Here is a 21472-nt window from a genome sequence, read left to right as displayed (position 1 = left end):
ACACATTAAACAACAAATCTTTTAATACCACTGCCGATATTCACCACATTAAAATTGATTAAATATCCTAATCGCTTATTGGTTAATTTCAAATGACTTAATACTTGAGCTTCCCAAACAGGATTAATCATATCCACAGCTTTTAACTCACATATGACTTTTTCCTCAACTAATACATCTAATCGCAATCCCTCATCAAAAATAAAATCGTCGTATGTTATAGGGATTTCAACCTGTCTCTGAAATTTCAAACCTCGTTGAACTAATTCATGACAAAAACACACTTCATATACTCTTTCCAGCAAACCTGGTCCCAATTTTTTATGTACGGTATATGCAGCATCTACTATGAGTTTGCCCATCTCATTCAACTCCTCAGGTATAGGTTCAAATTTTTTGACGGTTGATTTTGACTCCATCTTATACTATAAGCAACTCTTTAAGCTTCTTTATTTGATCAGGAGTGCCTAATACAAATATCTTAGAATGAGGAATGATTTTGGTATCGGCACTTGGATTTACAACGTATTCCCCCATGGCTGTTTTAAATCCGATAATGTTTGCCCCCGACTTATTTCTGATTTCTAAATCCTTCAAAGTTTTATTTATCATTTCCTCTGATGGCTTATCAAAAGAAATTTCTTCGAGATTAATATTATCGCCGCCTTCTGCAGTAATAAAGTCAATAAATTCCATCACATCCGGTTTCATAACCAGAGAAGCCATATGAGCTCCACCTACTCTATCAGGCATGATAACGTTATTAGCACCGGCGATTTTCAATTTGGTATCCGAGTTATCATCACTCGCGCGGGAAATAATGGTAAGGTTTGGGTTCAAATGACGTGCCGTTAACACAATAAATAAATTATCTGCGTCAATTGGCAAAGTGGTGATTAATGCAGAAGCGCGTAAGATGCCGGCCTTAATTAGTGTCTCATCCTTTGTTGAATCACCATTAATAACAAGATCACTAAATTTATGTGTAATGGATTCGGTAACCTGATTACTATTTTCAATCACAACAAATCGACGATTGTGCTTTTTTAGTACGTGCGCTGCCTGCCGACCGTTACGTCCGTATCCGCAAATGATAACGTGTCCTGATAATTTTTGTATCGCTTCGTTCAATTTTTTATTCTTTAAAAACGTGTTGAATTCGCCATCCACCACAAATCGTGTAATGGCCGAAACCGCATAAGCAAATGTACCAAAACTTGTGATGATTAAAAACACCGTGAACATTTTACCGGCGTCAGATAATTTGTGTACCTCCGTATAACCTACCGTTGCAATGGTGATAATGGTCATATAGAAAGCGTCAAAGAGCGGATAATCATCGATGACAACATATCCAATAGTGCCTATAAAGATCAAGGCAAATAGTACACTCAGCGGAACCCATAAATTGAAGTATTGACGAAAAAACTCTTTCATTTTATTTACTTATTGGCACCTCAATTATTACGTTCGTTCCCTTACCCGGGGTTGAATCAAAATGCACAGTACCGTTTAAAAATTCGATCCTCGAAATTATGTTTTTTAATCCAATTCCGCCAAACTCATTTATCTTGCCCGTATCAAATCCCACACCGTTATCCTCAATCATCACCGTCAACTCATCCTCATGACGAATTAATTGCAGATTTATGGTATTTGCCTTAGCGTGTTTGATAATATTATTGACAACTTCCTGAATGACACGGTATAGAACTGTTTCTGTTTGATCGTCTAAACGTTTGTCCATGCCAACAATTTCCAAATCCACTTTCAGATTAGGCAGATTCCCCATTTTAGTCACAAATTCCTTAACCGCACTGGCTAATCCCAATTTTAAGAGCGTGTTCGGCATCATACTGTGCGAAACCGTTCTGACTTCCTTTACCGAATCATCCACCAAACTTAAAGCATTAGCCATGGCTTCCTTTTCTTCCGGTGTGTTCAAATGTATTTTCGACTGCAATGAACTTAAATTCAATTTAGCCGCCGACAAAATTTGGCCGACACCGTCATGTAAGTCTTGCGCTATTCGTCTTCGCTCCTTCTCTTCCGCCTCTACAATTGCTTTAGTACGCGTTTCCTTTTCCTTGGCTAACTCTGCATCTGCTTTTGCTTTTTGTTCTATTTGCTTTTTCTTATAAAATTGGTAAGAAATAAAAGCGAGAAGCAAAACGAAAATTAAAATTGAAAGTATTACGATGTTTTTAATAAAATTGGAATAACGTTGCGATTCTATTTCCGCTTTATTCTTTACCAATTCTAAATCTTTCTTCTCTGTTTGATATTTGGTAGTTAATTCATTCAATTGCTTTTCACTCTCCAAAGTAAAAACTGAGTCCTTTAAACTAACATGTCGCTTATAAAACAGCAGAGACTTTTCGTGCTCACCTAATTCTTCGTAAGCCTTTGAGATATATAAAAAATTATTCGACAATAATTCAGCATACTTCAAATCATAAGCAATCTGATTACTGCTATCAAGATAAGCAATGGCTTGTTTGTGCAACTTTGCGCTATAATAATTTACACCTAAGTCGGAATAATTAATTGCCAGAGCAAATGTATCTCGCATTCCTTTTCTTATTTCCAATGCTTTTTTCAGATAGACTTCAGCTTCATTAAATTTCTGCTGCAAACTAAGAGCACCGGCTATGTTATTTAAAGCATAAGCCACTCCCACTTTACTTCCCAGCTTTTCCGACATACCCAAAGATAAACGGTAACGCTCTAACGCTTTTTCATAATCTCCGGCATATTCAAACACAACTCCTGATTCATTGTAAATGGCAGCAATACTATTACTGTCTTTGAGCGCAACGTAAATACTCATAGCCTTATCATAATTTTCTTCGGCTTGTTTTAATTTACGTGTCTTGCGGTAAAGTTTTGCTAAATCATTATAAGCAGCGGCTAACTCGGATGGCTGATTTGCCCTTTCGAGAATAGTAATGGATTTAAAATAGAATTTAGAGGCGGCCTCATACTCCCCTTTAAAATAATAGGCAACGCCAATATTGCGATTAAACCAAGCTAACGAAACCGAATCACGTGAAGCTTCTGAGGCGCGAATTCCTAAACCACAAATCTCAATGGTTTTATCAAAATCACTTAATCCTGCAGCCTGACAGGCCTTCTTAAGTGAATCAATCTTTGGGGTGCCCGCAAATGCAGCAGCGGAAAATACGCTAATCAGAAAGGTGAGTACAATGTTTTTCACTCAATAAAAATACTAATTTCTTACTAAATACCCCTATCTTTACACCAATGAAAGCACGTACCCTTAAAAAAAATAAAGTAAACGTAGTTACACTTGGTTGCAGCAAAAATATTGTTGACAGCGAAGTGCTGATGGGGCAATTAAAGGCCAATAACTTTACGGTTGAGCATGAAAGTAAAGATGATGACCATAACATTGTTATCATTAACACCTGCGGCTTTGTTGAAAATGCGAAGCAAGAAAGCATTGACACCATTTTACGTTATGTAGATGCAAAGAAAGATGGTTTGGTTGAGAAAGTTTACGTGACCGGATGTTTAAGCGAACGCTATAAATCAGATTTGGAAAAAGAAATTCCGGATGTGGACGCATATTTTGGAACGCGTGAACTGCCTAAGATTTTAAAAACATTAAAAGCAGATTATAAACATGAATTGGTAGGTGAACGATTACTTACAACACCGCATCACTACGCTTATTTTAAAATCAGTGAAGGTTGTGATCGTCCGTGCAGCTTTTGTGCAATTCCTTTAATGCGAGGCGGACATGTGTCAGTTCCTAAAGAAGAATTAGTAGCGCGTGCCAAAAAATTAGCTGCTAACGGTACTAAAGAATTATTATTGATTGCACAAGATCTTACTTATTACGGATTGGATATTTACAAAAAACGTGAGCTCGCTGATCTGGTAGATCGCTTAAGCGATGTTGAAGGGATTGATTGGCTCCGATTGCATTACGCCTTTCCGAGTGGCTTCCCAATGGAAGTGCTGGATGTAATGAATAAGAAAGCCAATGTTTGCAATTACCTGGATATGCCTTTGCAACACATTAGCGACAACATGCTGAAAAGCATGAAACGCGGTACTACCAAACAAAAAACGATTGATTTAGTGAATCAGATTCGCGATAAAGTGCCAGGCATTGCCATTCGCACAACGTTAATTGCAGGTTATCCCGGAGAAACACAAAAAGATCACGAAGAAATGTTGCGCTGGGTGGAAGATACTAAGTTCGACCGCTTAGGAATTTTCACTTATTCACATGAAGAAAATACATCCGCGTTTTTATTAAAAGATGATGTGAGTGAAAAAATTAAACGTCAACGTGCCGATGCAGTGATGGCCGCACAACAAGAAATTTCTTATACCCTTAATCAAAATAAAATCGGACAAACATTTAATGTTTTATTCGACAGAAAAGAAAACGATTTTTTCATTGGAAGAACTGAGTTTGACAGTCCGGATGTAGATAATGAAGTATTGGTTAAAGCCACTAAAGACACATATGTTCGCCTTGGTGATTTTGCCAAAGTAAAAATCAACGACGCCAGCGATTTTGATTTATACGGCGATTTAGTTTAACTTTATTTAATGGAGTTAATTATTCGGATAGCTGTTATCATTCACATCATAGCTGGGAGTGGCGCATTACTATTTGGCGCTATTGCATTTGGATTACGTAAAAACACACCCAAACACAAACCGATTGGTAAAATTTACTTTTGGTGTATGACGGTTGTTTTTATAACCGCCATGTTCGTCTCAATTTATAAGGGATTATTGTTTCTGTTCTTAATAGGTATTTTTACTTATTACAGCACACTCATTGGATTCCGCACTTTACGATTAAAAAATCTACATAAAGGTCAGAAGCCATTAAAAACAGATTGGTTCATAGAAATAATTGCCGGCCTTACGTTTATAGGAATGATTGTATTTGCAGGAATAATATTATTTGTGAAGGGAAATTTTGGAGGCGTGATTCCTTTAGTGTTCGGTTTATTTGGCCTTTTAAGTGTCAGAACCAATGTGCGCTTGATGCTAAGAGAACCAAAAGAAACACTTTACTGGCTTAAAAGACACATTGGTCATATGATGGGTAGCTATATTGGTGCAGTAACCGCTTTTTTAGTAAATCAAACCGAACATATTCCAATAAACCCTATTATACTTTGGCTAGGACCTGCGCTTGTTGTTGGTCCAGCTATTGCCATGGAATTAAAGAAAGTGAAAAGTGTTCCTATTGAAAAGTAGGATTATTTTGGTTTCTTCTCGAAACCATGCTTAATATTGTAGCGTACCGCATCCCAATATTCTTTCGTATAGTCTACAAAAATTTCTTCGCCTGCTTTGATATCGCGGGTAGCCTGAATGTAACACTTCTTTCCAACTATTTCGTAAACGCAATTATTTTTTAATCCCTTAACACGACTCATTCCTTCTGCGTCGTTAGCATAACGTGCCTTGTATTGAGGTGTTGGAAATGCATCAATACATCTTTCTTTACTAATGAAAAACAAATATCCGTCTTCGCATTTATCAACGCGTTCCTGGTATTGCTTCCATTTAATGATTTCGCCTCTGTACTCAATAATACGAGTATCTTTTTTAATTGCTTTTGTGGTAAAGAGGCCTTTGCCTGCTTTTGGTAACCTGGATTTTTTTACGATAAGTGCCATAGAATAACGGCGACAAAAATAGTATTTTTTGTTGTTCTAAAAATTTAAATGATAATTAGTTTCATTATTTTGAGATAACCTCGTTGTAAAGTTTATCCGGTTCGCCGAATTGATACCCTGATTCGTTAAAATAAATCACTTTATCCACGTGTTTAAACATGATGTCGATGTCGTGCGATGAAATCACAATTGTTTTCCCCTGTTCCTTTGACAATTGTTTTAACAAAGCAAATAAAGCCAGTCTGGATTTATAATCCAAAAACGCTGTTGGCTCGTCCATTAATATGACAGAGGTTTGCTGTGCCAATGCCTTTGCAATTAAAACTTTTTGTTTTTGTCCGTCACTCAATTCATCATAAGATCGCTCGCAAAGTTCAAAAATACCAATGGAGTTCATACTCGATTGAACAATAGATTTATCTTCCTCTGTTAAAATACCAAATGAATTGAGGTACGGAATTCGTCCGCTAGCCACCACGTCAAATGCAGTAAGATTGAAGCCTGATATTTTATCGGTTAATACCACCGCCACTTGTGACGCTAATTGAGCTGCTGTCAACTCAGCAGCATTTTTACCATCGATTAATAAAGTTCCTTTCAGCAACGGAATAACACCACAAATAGTTTTTAGTAAAGTTGATTTACCACAACCATTGTTGCCTGCCAACGCTATAAATTGTCCGGCATCAATACTCAACGTAATTCCGGCTTGAACAACTTTGTCGGCATAACCAATATGTATGTCCTTCAACTCCAGCATTACGATAATGTTTTTGATTTAAACAATAAATAAATAACAACCGGAGAGCCGATCAATGTAGTTAAGGTATTAATTGGCAACAAATAATTTGAACTTAACCATTGACAAATGCAATCACACAATAATAGCGTGAAGGCGCCTAATAAGAATGAATAAATAATTTGATGCAATTGATGTGATGTTTTAAATATTAAACGCGAGGCAATCGGAACCGACAAACCTACAAATGCAATTGGACCGCAAAAGGCTGTGATTATTCCGGTTAAACAAGCAGTGATGACAATAATGAAAATTCTTAAGCGATTTACATTGATTCCTAAATTTTGAGCATACGCTTCATTTAGCAATAAAGCATTTAATGATTTTGACAGGAACAGAGTACACACGACTAACAATAAAACCACTATAATCAATATTTTCACATCCGACATGGTTGTGTTACTTACTGAGCCCATTCCCCACACAATAAAACTTTTTAAGCTCGCGGGATTGGAAACGTATTCGATAATTCCTTGCGCTGCACCTAAAATTTGAGAGAACATCACACCAACTAACAATACCGTAATGTTACTTTTACTTCTTTTTGAAATGAACAACACAAACAGCATCACTAATAAAGCACCGCTTATGGCAGCAAAACTGATCAAAGATTTTCCGGCTAAATAATCGGTGATACCGCCAAATAACATCATCGCAATGGCTACTGCTAGTCCGGCACCACTGCTTACGCCCAGCACGTAGGGCCCAGCTAATGGATTACGAAAAAGTGTTTGCATTAAAAGTCCGGCCACAGCCAATCCGCCACCGGCTAAAATGGCAGTAATCGACTTTGGCAAACGAATATCAAAGAAAATGGTGCGTGCCGTTCCGGAACTAACTTCACTCCAGGTTAACACTGTACTCCCGTAAAACAGATTTAAATAAAATAATACGACGAGTCCGCCAAGCAGTAATAAACTATTTATGAGTGGAGATTTTGCCACGCCTAAAATTAGTTAATCTTTTTATAATACTTAAGCTGATGTTGCGGCAAGAGTTGAGGATGAAAAATCGCGATTAAATCAGCCAGTAATTCGTCGGGATTCGTCATTCCTTCCGCCCAATAAATACTGTATCCCTTATCGTTAGCATGAAGTGTGTTGTTATACAATTGACCTGTTTTAAATGCATTAAATAAAGCATAACGTTCGTCGAATGCCAGCAAATCTTTTTTAGTATTGATGTTGACGAATAAATTTAACCAGTAATCAGCCCCACCAGCCTTTTCGTAAACCTGCTCAAAATTCAAAGGGATGCTTCCCGTTTGATTCTCGTCTTTCCATAAATAATTTGCGCCGGCATCTTTTAATAAATGTGCCATAAAACTTTTTCCGCCGGGTACATACCACGCATCTGCATACTTTATTTCAGTAAGTACACTAGGTTTACTATGAACTGAATCCGTCATACTTTTTAATTTCGTGTAATTGGTTTCTGTTACAAGAAACAATGAATCAGCCAAGGTTGATTTATCAAAAAAAGCAGCAATGAATTTTATCCACTCGGCACGCGCTAAAGGATGCTCCTCCAAATGATCAAGCGTAACCGCTACCGGAATTTTTGAAGAAAGTATTTTTTCATGTACATCATCCTTTGGATTCCCCATGCCAAAGGTTAATAACAAACCGGGATTTAACATCAACGTTTTTTCAATGTCAATTTCCGGACTCTTTGCAATTTCAACAATTTGTTTGCTACGTACTTTATCAAGAATATACGTGTTGTTATAATAATCGGCATTTTCAATGGCCACAACTTTATCAAGCAAATTCATTTTATCGAGCATGGAAGCATAAACAGAACTTAAACAAGCTATGCTCTTAACAGGGATGTTTATGTAATAAGAGTTTTTGAATTTCAGATCAGGTTGCTGCTCGCCTTTATATAACACAAAAGTAGCTGTGGTATCCTTTGAATCCCTTTTGCCAAAAATAAAAAGCACTTTACAATTGTCAGTTTCTGCAATCGAAAAACGTTGTGCATAACGAATGCTTGAATCCGCCTTCAAGGGTTTTGCAGACAAGCTTTCAGCAGCGACCGTTTCATTTGGAGTGCAGGATTGCACAACTAAAACAATTACTGCAATTAAACAACTAAATAGTAATCGAAAATACACTTCCTTTTGGTTGATTAGATGATAATGAAATTTTTCCGCCATGTGCATCCACAATTGTTTTCACAATGTAAAGTCCGAGACCGGTGCCTTTAGTTTTACGTGTTTCTTCGTTTCCAACTCTATAAAACTTCTCGAATATTTTTTCTCTTTGCTCTGCCTCTACACCGATGCCGTTATCCGAAATCTTTAGTTTTGCATGTTGACCTTCCTGTTTAAGTTCAAAGCTAACTTTAGGATTTTCCTGTGAATATTTAAAGGCATTATCAATAAGATTAATAATGATGGAAGGAAATAAAACTTTATCCGTTAAAACATATACATCCGATTCAAGGTTCACTAATAGACTTCCATCATTAACCTTTTCCTTATAATAACTTTCAATGATATCCTTTGCTAAATCACTAAGATTTATCCTTTCGGTATTCATGAGTAGCTCATTCTTATCAGCGCGACTTGCAAGTAATACATCTTCAATTAAACGGTTCAATCGATTCGTCTCCTTCAACGCATTTTGCAATAATTGTTCGCGCTTATCCTCATCCAATTGTTTGTGCTTTAATAATGTTTGCAGCTGAAGCTTAGTTGCGGCAATTGGTGTTTTTAATTCATGTGTTACGCTTAGCACAAAGTTTTTTTGCTGTGATACTAATTGCGTTTCTGTTTCATAAGCTTTACGAATACGGTAAATTCCATACAACAACAATAATAAAAACACGGTGCCCTCACCCGCAATCATATAGATTTTTAATTTTTTAGTTTTGAGTAATTGATTTATTTCCAATTGCATTTGTTGAGGATCGGTGGAAGTAAGCGCTACAATTTTTTGCTTTTCATTGATGATTTCGGAGGTTTGCTTCACCATTAAAATCTCCCACCACAAAAATTGTAAAATGATATATGCAAAAAGTATCGTAAAAATAAATATGGAACGGGAGCGCTTTCTCATCAATTAATCAAATTTAATTGTTTTGTGCGGGTTTAACAATTAACGCATTCATGTCCTCTAAAACACGCATTGCCTTTTTCACATCTTCCACCTCTTCAATAGTGACGTAAAACTTATCGTTTTGTTCTTTTAAGCGACATAATTTATTGAATTTTTGCGCAAAGGCAATTACGCCATGAAACACAGGTGTACTATAATATGGCGATTCTTTGTGCGCCACAAAGTAGGCCAACATCATTTTGTTCTTTAATGTTACTTTCTCGAAACCTAATGCCATTGCCTTCCAACGGAATCGCACCACATTAATCAATTCGATTGCTTCGGTTGGAACCGGACCAAAACGATCCCGTAAATTCTCTTCGTATTTAATTAAATCTTCTTCCTTTGTAATATTATCCAACTCACGGTATAACAATAAGCGTTCAGTTAAATTACTGACGTAATAATCCGGGATTAATAATTGTAAATCCGTATCGATAACAGTTTCTTTTACAAACTGACGCGAGAATACACTTTTATCATGTGCCTCTTCATTCTCTTCCGGAAGAATAGTTTCTTTGTACCAATCCTCTTGCTTTAATTCTTCAACTGCTTCATTCAAAATTTTCATATAGGTATCAAAACCCATATCGTTTATAAAACCGCTTTGTTCTGCTCCAAGCATGTTTCCTGCACCTCGTATATCCAAATCGCGCATGGCTATTTGAAATCCGCTTCCTAAATCACTAAAATCTACAATCGCTTTTAATCGCTTGCGTGCTTCATCGGTTAAGCTCACTTGTGGCGGTGCAAGTAAATAACAAAATGCTTTTTTATTACTTCTACCTACACGACCGCGCATCTGATGCAAATCACTTAAGCCGAAATTTTGCGCGTCATTAATTAATATTGTATTCGCATTACTGATATCTAAGCCCGATTCGATAATGGTAGTAGCAACTAACACATCATAATTTCCTTCCATAAACATGAGCATCACCTCTTCTAATTTTTCTCCCTCCATTTGTCCGTGCCCTATAGCAACGCGCGCTTCCGGCACTAATCGCTGAATCATGCCCGCTACTTCGCCAATATTCTGAACTTTATTATGCACAAAGAAAACTTGTCCGCCCCTTTTAATTTCATACGCAACTGCGTCTCTAATTAATTCTTCACTAAACACACATAATTCGGTTTGCACCGGATAACGATTTGGCGGCGGTGTTGAAATAACAGACAAATCGCGGGCACCCATCAAACTAAATTGGAGCGTACGCGGAATTGGCGTTGCAGTAAGCGTAAGTGTATCAACATTCGCACGCAAAAGCTTTAATTTATCTTTTACACCAACTCCGAATTTTTGTTCTTCATCAATGATGAGTAAACCTAAATTTTTAAACTTCACTTCTTTTCCGGCGAGACGATGGGTTCCTATAATGATGTCAATTTTACCATCATTCAATTGCTTTATGATTTCTTTTTGATCTTTCGCACTGCGAAATCTGTTTATGTAATCTACCTTACAAGGAAAATCTTTTAAGCGTTCGCTAAATGTTTTAAAATGTTGGTACGCCAAAATAGTTGTTGGCACCATTACCACCACTTGCTTACTATCGCATACAGCTTTAAATGCCGCGCGAATGGCAATTTCTGTTTTCCCAAAACCTACATCACCGCATACCAAACGGTCCATAGGGTGAGGCTTTTGCATATCGCGTTTAACATCTGCTGTTACTTTAACCTGATCGGGAGTATCTTCATATATAAACGAAGCCTCTAATTCGTGTTGCAAATAATTGTCTTTCGGAAATGCGTGACCTGGTTGTGCTTTACGTGTAGCATATAACTTAATTAAGTCAAAAGCCAGTTCCTTTACATTTCGTTTTGTTTTTTGTTTTAAAGTCGCCCAGGTGGTGCTTCCTAATTTATCTATGCGCGGAACGTTTCCTTCTTTTCCGGTGTATTTACTGATACGGTGCAGACTATGAATACTTACATAAAGTATATCATTGTCTTTATACACTAATCTTACGACCTCTTGTGTTTTGCCGTTAACAGTTAGTTTATGTAATCCTCCGAATCGTCCGATTCCGTGATCGATGTGTGTCACGAAATCTCCGGGCATCAATCCTAATATTTCTTTTAGAGTAAGTGATTGAGCTGTTCGCTGCTTTGTTTCTTTCAAACGGAAACGATGGTAGCGATCAAAAATTTGATGATCCGTGTAACATGCCACTTTTAAATCGTGATCAACAAAACCTTCATGAATATTTAACGGTAGATGCTGAATGAGTGTTTGATGGTCGCGGTGCTCAGACGCTAGCATGTCATCAAAAATGGTAAACAATCGGTCGGCCTGTTTGGCATTATCCGTTAAAAAATAATTTTTGTAGCCCTTAGCCTTATTTTCTTTGAGATTATTGATGAGCATCTCAAAGTTTTTGTGAAAAGTGGGTTGCGGACTTTGATTAAACGTTAGTGTAATTTCTTGCTGAAGAACATTGCTTCCGAATTCTACGCAGGTAAATTTGGTGGTATTGTTTTCAAATTCTGATTTAGAGATAAATAATTCTTGAGGAGGGAGATGTTTAACTTCTCCGCTTAATTTTAAAAATTCCTCTTCAGCCTTCGAATAAAATTTATCGATGGCATCGGCCGCGAAAATTTTATCTTCCACAAATAACACGCATTCATTATTAAAATACTCGAATAAAGAGCTGCGGCTTTCCGTTAGTTGTGCCGAATTAATATTTGGAATGATAGTCACAAAATCGTGACGGGTATTTGAGAGCTGGGAAGAAGGATCAAATGTTTTTATGGATTCCACCTCATCACCAAACAATTCCAAACGAAAAGGAAATTCATTGGCATAAGAGTAAATATCAATAATACCGCCGCGTATAGAATATTGTCCGGGTTCAAAAACAAAATCGGATTGCTGAAAGTGATAGGTGTTTAAAAAATCCTGAATAAACTCAATGCTTAATTTTTCGCCTTTTTTAATTTGAAGTGTGTTTGTATTGAGTTGTGATTTTGTAGTGATTTTTTCGGTGAGAGCCAGCGGGTAAGTAACCATGATACCTTTAAAAGTATCCCTTACCAAATGGCTTAAAACCTCCGTTCGTTCCTGTATATTGGCATTGGCTGTTTTTTCTATAAGATAGGGGGAGCGCTGCGACTCCGGAAAAAACAAAACCTTTGCCTCATCAATAAGCGACTGTAAATCATTAAATAGGTAAGCCGCTTTCTCTTTATCAGAAGAGATGATAAGGTAGTTTTGATTTTGCTTTTTGAAAGCGGAAGCTACAATAAAGGCAATAGCAGAGCCCCTTAAACCCGAAAAAACTTGGTTTTTTTGTGGCTTAATGTTGTAATCCTTAAAATCTAAAAGGCCATCTAAAATCGTCCCTTCTGCCATTTTGTTAGAGCAAAAGTAGCTAAAATTTAACAAATTAGAATTTAATGATGATAAAAATAGGAATCCAATTTTAGCGTATATGAATGATTGTTTTACGCCAATCCTATAAATAATATTGCTGAAAGATTGATTTTGTATCTTGTTTTAATTACATTTACTAAACCAATTTAAATTTAAAAACCAAATAACTAAATACAAATGAAAAAACAATTACTTACGATTGTAGCAGCAGGAGCGGTTAGCTCAATGTTTGCTCAGCTTCCGGTGAGCACAGCTCCTCAAAACAGAAAGGCTGTTTTAGAAGAATTTACCGGTATTAACTGTCAATACTGTCCTGATGGGCATAAAATTGCAGCTCAGATCCAAGCTTCAAAACCAGCTGGTGATGTGATTTTAGTAAACATCCACACTGGTGGTTATGCTACTCCAAGCGGAACACAACCTGATTACCGTGTTGCAGATGGTAACGCAATCGCAGGTATGCCAGGAATGGGAATTACAGGTTACCCTACAGGTGCTATTAACCGTAACATTTTCTCAGGAACTGCAATGGCTCACAGCCGTAGCGCTTGGGCAACTAACGTAAATACTATTTTATCACAAACTTCTTGTGTTAACGTGGCTTTACAAGGTACATTAAACGCTGTAACTCGTGTTTTACAAGTACAAGCACAAGTTTATTATACAGCAAATAGCACTGCTCCAACTAATTCATTAACCATTGCTTTATTAGAAGATTGGGTAGTTGGTCCACAAACTTCCGGTGCTATTTATTACCCGGCAATGACAAATCCTGATGGTTCTTACAATCACCAACACATGTTACGTGATGTAATCACTACAGGTTCATTTGGTATTCCTGTTGCTCCAACAACTGTAGGTAGCACTTATACCAGTCCAATTATTTCTTACACTGTTCCTTCAATTTTTGGTGCAGGAACTAACACAAACGTTTGTAACTTAGGTAACCTTCAGTTAATTGCTTTTGTTGCTGATGGTCAAACTCAAATCAGAACCGCTGCATTCGGACCAATTACAATGACTGGTATTCCAAATGCATTAGACTTAGGTGTTGCTGCTAACAATTTAGTAACTGACGCTCAAGTTTGTGATGCTAAATTAAACGGTAGCTTTAAGTTTACTAACTCTGGAAGTGTAACTGCAACTTCTGCAGTATTCGCTTATTCAATTAACGGAAGTGCTCCAACTAACTTTACTTGGACAGGTTCTGTTAATGCTTTAGCAACTTCTCCTTCTATCCAATTACCTACAATTAACTTCGCTCCTGTTACAACAAACTCTTTAACTATTAGTGTTGTTTCAGTTAACGGTTCAGCTGATCAAAATACAGCTAACGATATCGCTTCTAAAAACAATATTCCTTTAACTACAGTTACTGCTAATATGTTAAACATGCAAATGGATTTCACTCAAGACCGTTACGGTGATGAAATTTCTTGGGGTGTTTATGATGAGCAAACAATGACTGCGGTTCCGGGCGCTACTATCGCATTAGGTACTTATCCATTATTAGGCGCAAATGGTACTCAGTTACATACTCACACTTTTGTGATTAACCAAGCAAAATGCTACAAGCTAATCGTGAAGGATTCTTATGGTGATGGTATCAACGCTGGTGCTGGCGCGGGTAACTACATCTTAAAATCAGGCGGAACAAACATCATTACAAGTAATGGTATGTACGGTTCTGGCGAAAACAAATGGTATAAGTCATCTGTTACAGCAGGAATCGGAACTGAAGGTATCAACATTTCTAACGTAAATGTTTATCCAAATCCGGCTTCTAACGCTGCTAACATCAATATTGAAATGGCTCAAAACGAAAACGTAAACATTGTTATCGTTAATGCTTTAGGCCAGGTTGTGTATAACGAAACTAAGTCTTTTGATGCAGGTTCACACAACATCAATTTAAATACTGAAAACTGGGCTAGCGGTTTATATAACATCAACATGACTACTTCAAAAGGTAGTGCTACTCAGAAATTAACTATTTCTAAATAATTAACACAATTATTAGCAAAAGCCGGCCTTAGGTCGGCTTTTGTTTTTTAAATTTGTATTAAATTAAAACAAATAACGCATGAAAAAAATATTTACTCTTTTATCACTTATTGCATTATCAGCTTTTACAATTAAAGCGCAATCTTTTGCGTTGTATAAAGTAAATCAAACAGGTACCTCAATAACAGGTACTGTTAACACTAATGATGTAATGAGTTTCACAACGACCGCGAATTCACAAGAAAAAATTCGTTTGCGTATTACTAACCTGAGCTCAACAAACACGCATACTTACAATGTGATCAGAACGATTTTGTTTAATAATCCTCCTTTAGTAGTTAGTGGTGCATCAGTGTCGCCGCAAACTTATATGTGCGTGGGTACTACTTGTTATGATAACAGTGTAGCTACTCAAACTTTGGTGGCAGACATGACCGTGCTTCCTCCAAATTCAAATTCAGATGCTGAAGGTATGCCTTTCGTTATTTACTTAGAAGAGGCTTCTAGCCTTGGGCAATATGATGTACGCTATAAAGTATTCAATCAGGTTACAGCAGGCGATACCATCACTTTTACCATGAGATATAACTCTTATTTAAGTGTAAGCGAAAACAAATCGGTAATTGAAAGTGCCAGCGATGTATTTCCAAATCCTGCGAACACCAATGCTTTTGTTAACGTTACTTTAAAGAACGAAGGTGCCGTAAAGGTTCAGATTTATAACAGCCTTGGCGCTTTAGTTTATAGCGGAAACGAACAAAAGTTTGCTCCGGGTAAACATAAAGTGAATTTCGATTGCGGAAGTTTAAATTCAGGTATTTACTTTGTTACCTTAAATGCAGGTGAGTCTAAAATCACTAAACGCATGGTAATTAACAAGTAATTGCCTCACTCTTAATATAAAGCCGCCCCAAAAAGGCGGCTTTTCTTTTTTATACGCTAAAATTTTAGTTTCTTTGAACTTGAAAATTTAATTAATATGGAATTATACTTAGACTCAGCCAATTTAAAGGAAATTGAAGAAGGATTTAAATTAGGCTTTTTAAACGGATTAACTACCACCCCTACCTTTATGCAAAAGGAAGGGATTACAGATATTGATGGAACCATTGTAAAATTAAGCAAAATGGTACCGGTACTTCAGATTGAAGCTTTAGGTAACACTGCAGAAGAAATTCTAGCGGAAGCAGAGCGTCAATTAGCATTGGGTTTAGATAAAAACAAAACAGTATTTAAAATTCCGGTTTCTTTAGAAGGTGTTCGCGCTTGTAAATTACTTCGCGATAAAGGACTATTAGTGAATGTGCATTTAGTTTACACATTACAACAAGCTTATATGGCAATGCATGCCGGCGCTACTTATGTGTGTCCGCTTGTTGGTCGTTTACAAGATCAGGGACATGATGCATTAGCATTAGTAGAACAGTGCGTTAATGCTGTAGATTTATATGGATATGATACAAAGATCATGTTCTCTTCTGTTCGTCATGCCGAGCACGTAAGAAATGCCATAAACATAGGTGTACACACCATTACAGTTCCATTAAAAGTGATGAAGCAGCTAACCGAAAACAACTTCACAACGGTTGGAACCGATCAATTCATTATGGATACACGTTTAATGATGGTAAAAGTAAAAGAAGCAATCAGAGGAATTAATCCGGTGGTTAGCGAAAATACTTCTTTAACTGATGCTATTATTAAAATGACAGAATTTGGTTACGGCGCAGTAACTGTAACAAAAGCCGATGGTAGCATTAAAGGTGTGTTTACCGATGGCGGTTTAAGAAAATTAATCATGGATAAAGGACGTGATGTATTAAATAAAAAATTATCTGACCTTGAATACCGCGATCCAATTTCAATCGACGGAAATGTATTATTGAATGAAGCAAATTCTTTATTCAAGAAAACAAATGTAGATACGATTGTAGTAACCGACGGAGGAAAACCTGTAGGTATGCTCGATATACAAGACATGAAAGGATAAACTTAAGCCGCCTCAGTGCGGCTTTCTTTTTAAAATAAAATGGCAAAGAAAAACACATCACTTAAACTACTCTGCACAAAAGCAGTTCTCACAAAAAAATTAAACGCTGTAAAAGCATTTGTGTTTGATTGGGATGGTGTTTTTACCAACGGAGAAAAAGATTTTGAATTGCAAAGCCGATTCAACGAAATTGATTCGATGGGGACTAATCTTTTGCGTTTTGCCTATTATTTAAAAAATTCTCATCACCCTTTAACCGCCATTATTTCCGGCGAAAACAACAAAGCGGCATTCACCTTCACCAATCGCGAATGCTTTCATGCAAACTATTTTAAAATAGCTAATAAGATTGATGCAGCTCGTCACTTTTGCCTCACGCACAATTGTACTTTAAATCAATTGGCCTTTGTGTTTGATGATGTGTTGGATTTAAGCATTGCCAAAGAATGTGGCTTGCGGATTTTTATTGCGCGACATTCAGCTCCGCACTTCGCCAATTACGTCATCAAAAATAAATTAGCCGATATTATCATTTACGCCGAAGCCGGCTCTAACCCGGTTCGCCATATTTGCGAAACACTGATTGATGCGTACGGATTATTTAATGAAGTGATAAAGCAGCGCACCGGCTACTCCGACAAATACAAAAATTACATTGAACTAAGAAGAGGCATCAAGCCGGTTTACTACACTGTATCCAATAATGTAATCGGCGAAACCAAAATCTAAAAGTGATAGCCTTTGTACTCCTTGGTAAACTCAGCAGGATCGATGGGTTTATTTAAGATGATGTCATAAAAATCATAACACTCAAACAATCCCTTATCATCATAAATACTTACACTCACTGGTAACATCGATTTCTCATCAATGTACAAAACAGCTCGCTTACAATAATAATTAGGCACCTGTAATTTGGTGCCTTGTTTGATGTAACCGAAATCATTAAATAAGTTATTTTTAAAACGGAGTAAATAATCATTCACATTAAACTTGGCCGCAATTGTTGTAACGGTTTCCTTAGGTCCAACTTCATAGGTGAAAAAATTAAATGCACTCGATTCATAAACAACCATGTGACATTGATACCCGTTTTTTTCGTGCTTCCCAATGTAAGAAAGGCTTTTCAGCATGTTTTCCTTTTCTTTGCTAATCGCCAAAGCAATGGTTCGTCCGATAAAATCAAAACCCAATTCGTGTATGGTGTAATGCTGATTCTTTCGCATGATGTTTCCGGTTGGACTTAAATGCATGGTTACATAAGGAAAAACATGCGGCTTTACCACGGCTTTGTTATCGTATTTACCTGTTACATAAAGTATCTCTAATTTTTTTTCAGGATTCACAAAATACAATTGACGAGGCTTAATGTTTATTTTAGAAACAGATACCGCCGAAATATAACCGCTTTCAGTTCGTTCTAGAGCCTTCACTTTAAACCTCACGGTTTTCATGTGACTAATGGAGTCGAGCATTTCTGTAATAACTTTAGCAGGACGTATATCCTGAGCTATTACGCCTAAACTGTAAATAAAAAAGAATATAATAAGAAGCCTTCTCACAAAATATTCCATAAATTTAATCCTAAGTTTTTTAATTAAACAGCGCAAATGAAAATTTTAGGAATTATTCCCGCTCGCTATGCTTCCACCCGTTTTCCGGGCAAACCCCTAATCGATATTTTAGGAAAAAGTATGCTGCACCGGGTGTATGAGCAAGCTTCCAAGAGCAAAAAACTTACTTCAATCGTCATCGCTACCGACGATGAACGTATTGCCTCACATGCTCAGTCGTTTGGCGCCAAGGTTGTAATGACTAAAGCAGAGCATCCCAGTGGTACCGACCGTTGTTTTGAAGCATATAAAAACTTCGGAGAAGAATTTGATTACATCATCAACATCCAAGGTGACGAGCCCTTTATCGACCCATCACAAATTGATTTACTGGCTAATATTTGTAATGGTAATACTGAACTAGCTACCCTTATGATTAAATGCAATAGCCATGATGTTCTGTTTGATAAAGGTGAAGTAAAAATTACTTTGAATACAAATAACGAAGCGCTTTACTTCAGTCGCATGGTTATTCCATTCATAAAAGGTGTGGATGAAAAAGAATGGCATAAGCATTTTAATTATTTCCGCCATGTGGGTATGTATGCTTACCGTAAGGATGTATTGGAGAAAGTAACTAAACTTCAACCTTCTTCTCTTGAAAAAGCAGAATCACTGGAACAATTACGCTGGCTTGAAAACGGATTTAAAATCAAATGTGCAGAAACATTGCACGATAGTCATTGCATCGACATACCGGAAGATGTAGAAAAAGTAATTAAGTTAATGGGGATTAAAGCCTAGTTATTAGGAGCTCCCTTATCTAACCAACATTTAATTTTATCTAAGTCAGATTGACTTAATGCCGGTCCGCCTAATGGCATATCTTTTAGAGTAAGAACACGGTTCTTAAAAGTTCCGTCATCTACCTTTGCTTTTGTATCGGCATACACCGCAAAATTAGGCGAGGCAGAATGACAACCCGCGCAACGAGCACTTAACAAAGGTTGAATATCTACTGAATATTTAATAGAATCACAGGCATCCGGAGTTACAGCAACCTCTTTTGGAGGGAGACCTACCTTATTTACACAAGAAAAAACTGTTAAAGCTAAAATTGCAGCAAAAATGACCTTTTTCATACCCATAATTTATACCCTTAAATATACTAATTATTTGATTTTCGCTGCTATATTGATAATATTTTTTATTTTTACTAGGTAAAATACCAATATAATGATGTTAAGAAGAAGTCTATTTTTAGTATTAAGTTTATTATTAGCCAACAGCTATTTCGGAAAGCCTTTGGATGCCGGCGACCAGGTAAAAATGGCGCTTGCCAAGCAAAAATTCTTAGGCGGACAAGTTGTGGAGGCTCTCAATATTTATAAGGAAGTCCTTACAAAAAACCCTAAAGACGCCACCGTATTACATCACGTTGGCGAGTGTCACTTTACCTTGAGAGATTACGATAAAGCATTAGAAACATTTTTAAAAGCCAAAGAAAACGGAGACATTAAATATCAATCGCAATATTATTTAGGTCGCGTGTACCAGTTAAAAGGAAAGTATGATGAAGCTTTAACCGAATTACAAGCTTATAAAAGTAAAGCCACTGCAAAAGAATCGGAAGAACAAGACGCAGATGTTTATATTGATCAATGTAACACAGCTAAAACTTTAATTGCCGCTCCGCTTGATGTTAAAATTGAAAATATGGGTCCGGAGATCAACAGCAAATATGATGATCAATCGCCGGCTATTTCAGCAGACGGAATGCGTTTAGTATTTAATACACGCCGCCCTGAAACTACTAATGCACCTGTTGATGTGGAAGGTGACGGAAAATTTTTTCAGGATATTTATTATTCCGATTTCGATACAGTAGCTAAAAAATGGAAAACCGCTGATGGTGTACCGGGCTCTATTAATACCGATGCGCATGATGCTTGTACAAGTATTTCGGCTGACGGTAAACAGATTTACATTTACAAAAATGATTTAAAAGATCCCCAATCACGTGGTGGAGATGTTTATGTGTCTAAAATCGTAAGCGGTAAATGGCGTACACCTGAAAATTTAGCCAAGCCAATTAACACCAGCTATTGGGAAGGTGGCGCTTGTATTTCGCCGGATGGTAAAAAAATATTTTTTACTAGTGAGCGCCCGGGTGGTAGCGGCAGCTCTGATATTTGGATGGCCGAAAGAATTTCAAAACGCGAATGGGGCAAACCGGTGAATTTAGGAACCGACATTAACACTCCTTTTGATGAAGTAGGTTTATTCTTAGCGCCGGACGGAAAAACATTATTCTTCTGCTCTAACGGAAAAGGCTCCATGGGCGATTACGATATTTTTAAAACCGTATTTGAAAACGGTAAATGGAGCAAGCCGGTTAACTTAGGTTATCCGATCAATAGCGAAAAACGCGACGGACCATTTGTAGTAAGCGCTGATGCGCAAACCGGTTATTTTGCAAGTAACAGAGATGGAGGCTTGGGTGAAAGCGATATTTACATGGTAGATTTAAGTAATTATGCTGTATTGGAAAAAGACGGCAAAGTAAAAAGCAATAACGGTTTAAGCATTTTAAAAGGAACTGTACGTGATGGTTACGAAGGTTACGGATTGGCTGAAGTAGATGTAGAATTTACCGATGAAGCGGGAGCTAAAGTAGGAAGCACTGCTACGAATGAAAACGGAGAATATTTCATCACCTTAAAAGGCGGTATGAAATACACCATCACAGCAAAGAAAAAAGGATTTAAAGATGCCGTAGAAGTGGTTGAATTAAAATTAGGCGCTAAAGAAACTTACTCTTTAGTAAAGGATGTGATGTTGAAGAAATAATTTTATAAAAATTCTAATTTGAAAATCCCGGGTTATGCTCGGGATTTTTTTGTCCATTTTTCTCAAGTGCTAGATGTAAAGAAGTTGTCTTAAAGAGCGGAATTCCAATAAAGCTAAGTGG

Annotated in this window: 19 protein-coding genes; 8 read left to right on the top strand and 11 right to left on the bottom strand. The window is 37.0% G+C overall.

Annotated elements, in window-relative coordinates; translation table 11 throughout:
- Positions 1-5 precede the first annotated feature (5 nt).
- From J0L69_03410 to J0L69_03400, 3 genes are read right to left on the bottom strand one after another with little or no spacing between them, the layout of a single operon-like run.
- A complete protein-coding gene (locus J0L69_03410; protein ID MBN8692215.1) occupies positions 6-419 on the bottom strand; it encodes a GxxExxY protein in 414 nt (137 codons plus the stop codon).
- 1 nt (position 420) lies between these two features.
- Positions 421-1437, bottom strand: a complete 1017-nt coding sequence (locus J0L69_03405) for a potassium channel protein (GenBank protein ID MBN8692214.1) — start codon at positions 1435-1437, stop codon at positions 421-423.
- 1 nt (position 1438) lies between these two features.
- Complete coding sequence (locus J0L69_03400) at positions 1439-3217, bottom strand: sensor histidine kinase (GenBank protein ID MBN8692213.1); 1779 nt, start codon at positions 3215-3217, stop codon at positions 1439-1441.
- Positions 3218-3264: 47 nt separating this feature from the next.
- Here J0L69_03400 and rimO point away from each other — a divergent pair, with 47 nt between their 5' ends.
- Both rimO and J0L69_03390 read left to right on the top strand, forming a co-directional pair.
- Positions 3265-4578: a 30S ribosomal protein S12 methylthiotransferase RimO gene (rimO, locus tag J0L69_03395; protein ID MBN8692212.1), complete on the top strand. Its 1314-nt coding sequence runs from the start codon at positions 3265-3267 to the stop codon at positions 4576-4578.
- Between the two features lie 9 nt (positions 4579-4587).
- On the top strand, positions 4588-5250 hold the full coding sequence (locus tag J0L69_03390) for a hypothetical protein (protein ID MBN8692211.1): 663 nt from the start codon (positions 4588-4590) through the stop codon (positions 5248-5250).
- A 2-nt stretch (positions 5251-5252) separates the two neighbouring features.
- Here J0L69_03390 and J0L69_03385 read toward each other — a convergent pair whose 3' ends face one another.
- The 6 genes from J0L69_03385 to mfd all read right to left on the bottom strand — a co-directional run bounded on the left by J0L69_03385 (position 5253) and on the right by mfd (position 12933).
- The gene (locus J0L69_03385; GenBank protein ID MBN8692210.1) at positions 5253-5675 is read right to left on the bottom strand and encodes an SET domain-containing protein; all 423 of its coding nucleotides are present in this window, start codon (positions 5673-5675) and stop codon (positions 5253-5255) included.
- A gap of 64 nt (positions 5676-5739) precedes the next feature.
- Complete coding sequence (locus tag J0L69_03380) at positions 5740-6435, bottom strand: ABC transporter ATP-binding protein (protein MBN8692209.1); 696 nt, start codon at positions 6433-6435, stop codon at positions 5740-5742.
- Positions 6435-7418, bottom strand: coding sequence for an iron ABC transporter permease (locus J0L69_03375; protein ID MBN8692208.1), 984 nt, complete (start codon positions 7416-7418; stop codon positions 6435-6437). The genes J0L69_03380 and J0L69_03375 overlap by 1 nt, the downstream gene beginning before the upstream one ends.
- 8 nt (positions 7419-7426) lie before the next feature.
- The gene (locus J0L69_03370) at positions 7427-8632 is read right to left on the bottom strand and encodes an ABC transporter substrate-binding protein (protein MBN8692207.1); all 1206 of its coding nucleotides are present in this window, start codon (positions 8630-8632) and stop codon (positions 7427-7429) included.
- On the bottom strand, positions 8568-9536 hold the full coding sequence (locus tag J0L69_03365; protein ID MBN8692206.1) for a HAMP domain-containing histidine kinase: 969 nt from the start codon (positions 9534-9536) through the stop codon (positions 8568-8570). Before J0L69_03365 ends, J0L69_03370 begins: the two co-directional genes overlap by 65 nt.
- A 13-nt stretch (positions 9537-9549) precedes the next feature.
- Entirely contained in the window at positions 9550-12933 is a 3384-nt protein-coding gene (mfd, locus tag J0L69_03360; GenBank protein MBN8692205.1) for a transcription-repair coupling factor, read from the bottom strand.
- Positions 12934-13131: 198 nt separating this feature from the next.
- Here mfd and J0L69_03355 point away from each other — a divergent pair, with 198 nt between their 5' ends.
- The 4 genes from J0L69_03355 to J0L69_03340 all read left to right on the top strand — a co-directional run bounded on the left by J0L69_03355 (position 13132) and on the right by J0L69_03340 (position 17677).
- Positions 13132-14958 carry an Omp28-related outer membrane protein gene (locus tag J0L69_03355; GenBank protein ID MBN8692204.1) on the top strand — a complete coding sequence of 609 codons (1827 nt, stop codon included), beginning with the start codon at positions 13132-13134 and terminating at the stop codon, positions 14956-14958.
- 79 nt (positions 14959-15037) lie between these two features.
- Positions 15038-15841, top strand: coding sequence for a T9SS type A sorting domain-containing protein (locus J0L69_03350; GenBank protein MBN8692203.1), 804 nt, complete (start codon positions 15038-15040; stop codon positions 15839-15841).
- Positions 15842-15937: 96 nt separating this feature from the next.
- On the top strand, positions 15938-16948 hold the full coding sequence (locus tag J0L69_03345) for a CBS domain-containing protein (GenBank protein ID MBN8692202.1): 1011 nt from the start codon (positions 15938-15940) through the stop codon (positions 16946-16948).
- 39 nt (positions 16949-16987) lie between these two features.
- Positions 16988-17677: a phosphatase gene (locus J0L69_03340; GenBank protein MBN8692201.1), complete on the top strand. Its 690-nt coding sequence runs from the start codon at positions 16988-16990 to the stop codon at positions 17675-17677.
- On the opposite strand, the gene J0L69_03335 is transcribed toward J0L69_03340, so the two are convergent.
- Entirely contained in the window at positions 17674-18510 is an 837-nt protein-coding gene (locus J0L69_03335) for a DUF1571 domain-containing protein (GenBank protein ID MBN8692200.1), read from the bottom strand. The genes J0L69_03340 and J0L69_03335 overlap by 4 nt on opposite strands.
- A gap of 48 nt (positions 18511-18558) precedes the next feature.
- On the opposite strand from J0L69_03335, the gene kdsB reads away from it, so the two are divergent.
- On the top strand, positions 18559-19305 hold the full coding sequence (gene kdsB, locus J0L69_03330) for a 3-deoxy-manno-octulosonate cytidylyltransferase (protein ID MBN8692199.1): 747 nt from the start codon (positions 18559-18561) through the stop codon (positions 19303-19305).
- Here kdsB and J0L69_03325 read toward each other — a convergent pair.
- Positions 19302-19643 (bottom strand): hypothetical protein, encoded by a 342-nt coding sequence (locus J0L69_03325; GenBank protein MBN8692198.1) that lies wholly within the window; start codon positions 19641-19643, stop codon positions 19302-19304. The genes kdsB and J0L69_03325 overlap by 4 nt on opposite strands.
- 94 nt (positions 19644-19737) lie before the next feature.
- Here J0L69_03325 and J0L69_03320 point away from each other — a divergent pair, with 94 nt between their 5' ends.
- Positions 19738-21351 (top strand): PD40 domain-containing protein, encoded by a 1614-nt coding sequence (locus J0L69_03320; GenBank protein ID MBN8692197.1) that lies wholly within the window; start codon positions 19738-19740, stop codon positions 21349-21351.
- Positions 21352-21472 lie beyond the last annotated feature (121 nt).

The sequence above is a fragment of the Bacteroidota bacterium genome (assembly GCA_017303905.1).
Lineage (GTDB): Bacteria > Bacteroidota > Bacteroidia > B-17B0 > Aurantibacillaceae > JAHEYG01.
Note: the sequence above shows the minus strand (reverse complement) of the source record. Positions and strands in the feature narration are given on the sequence as shown.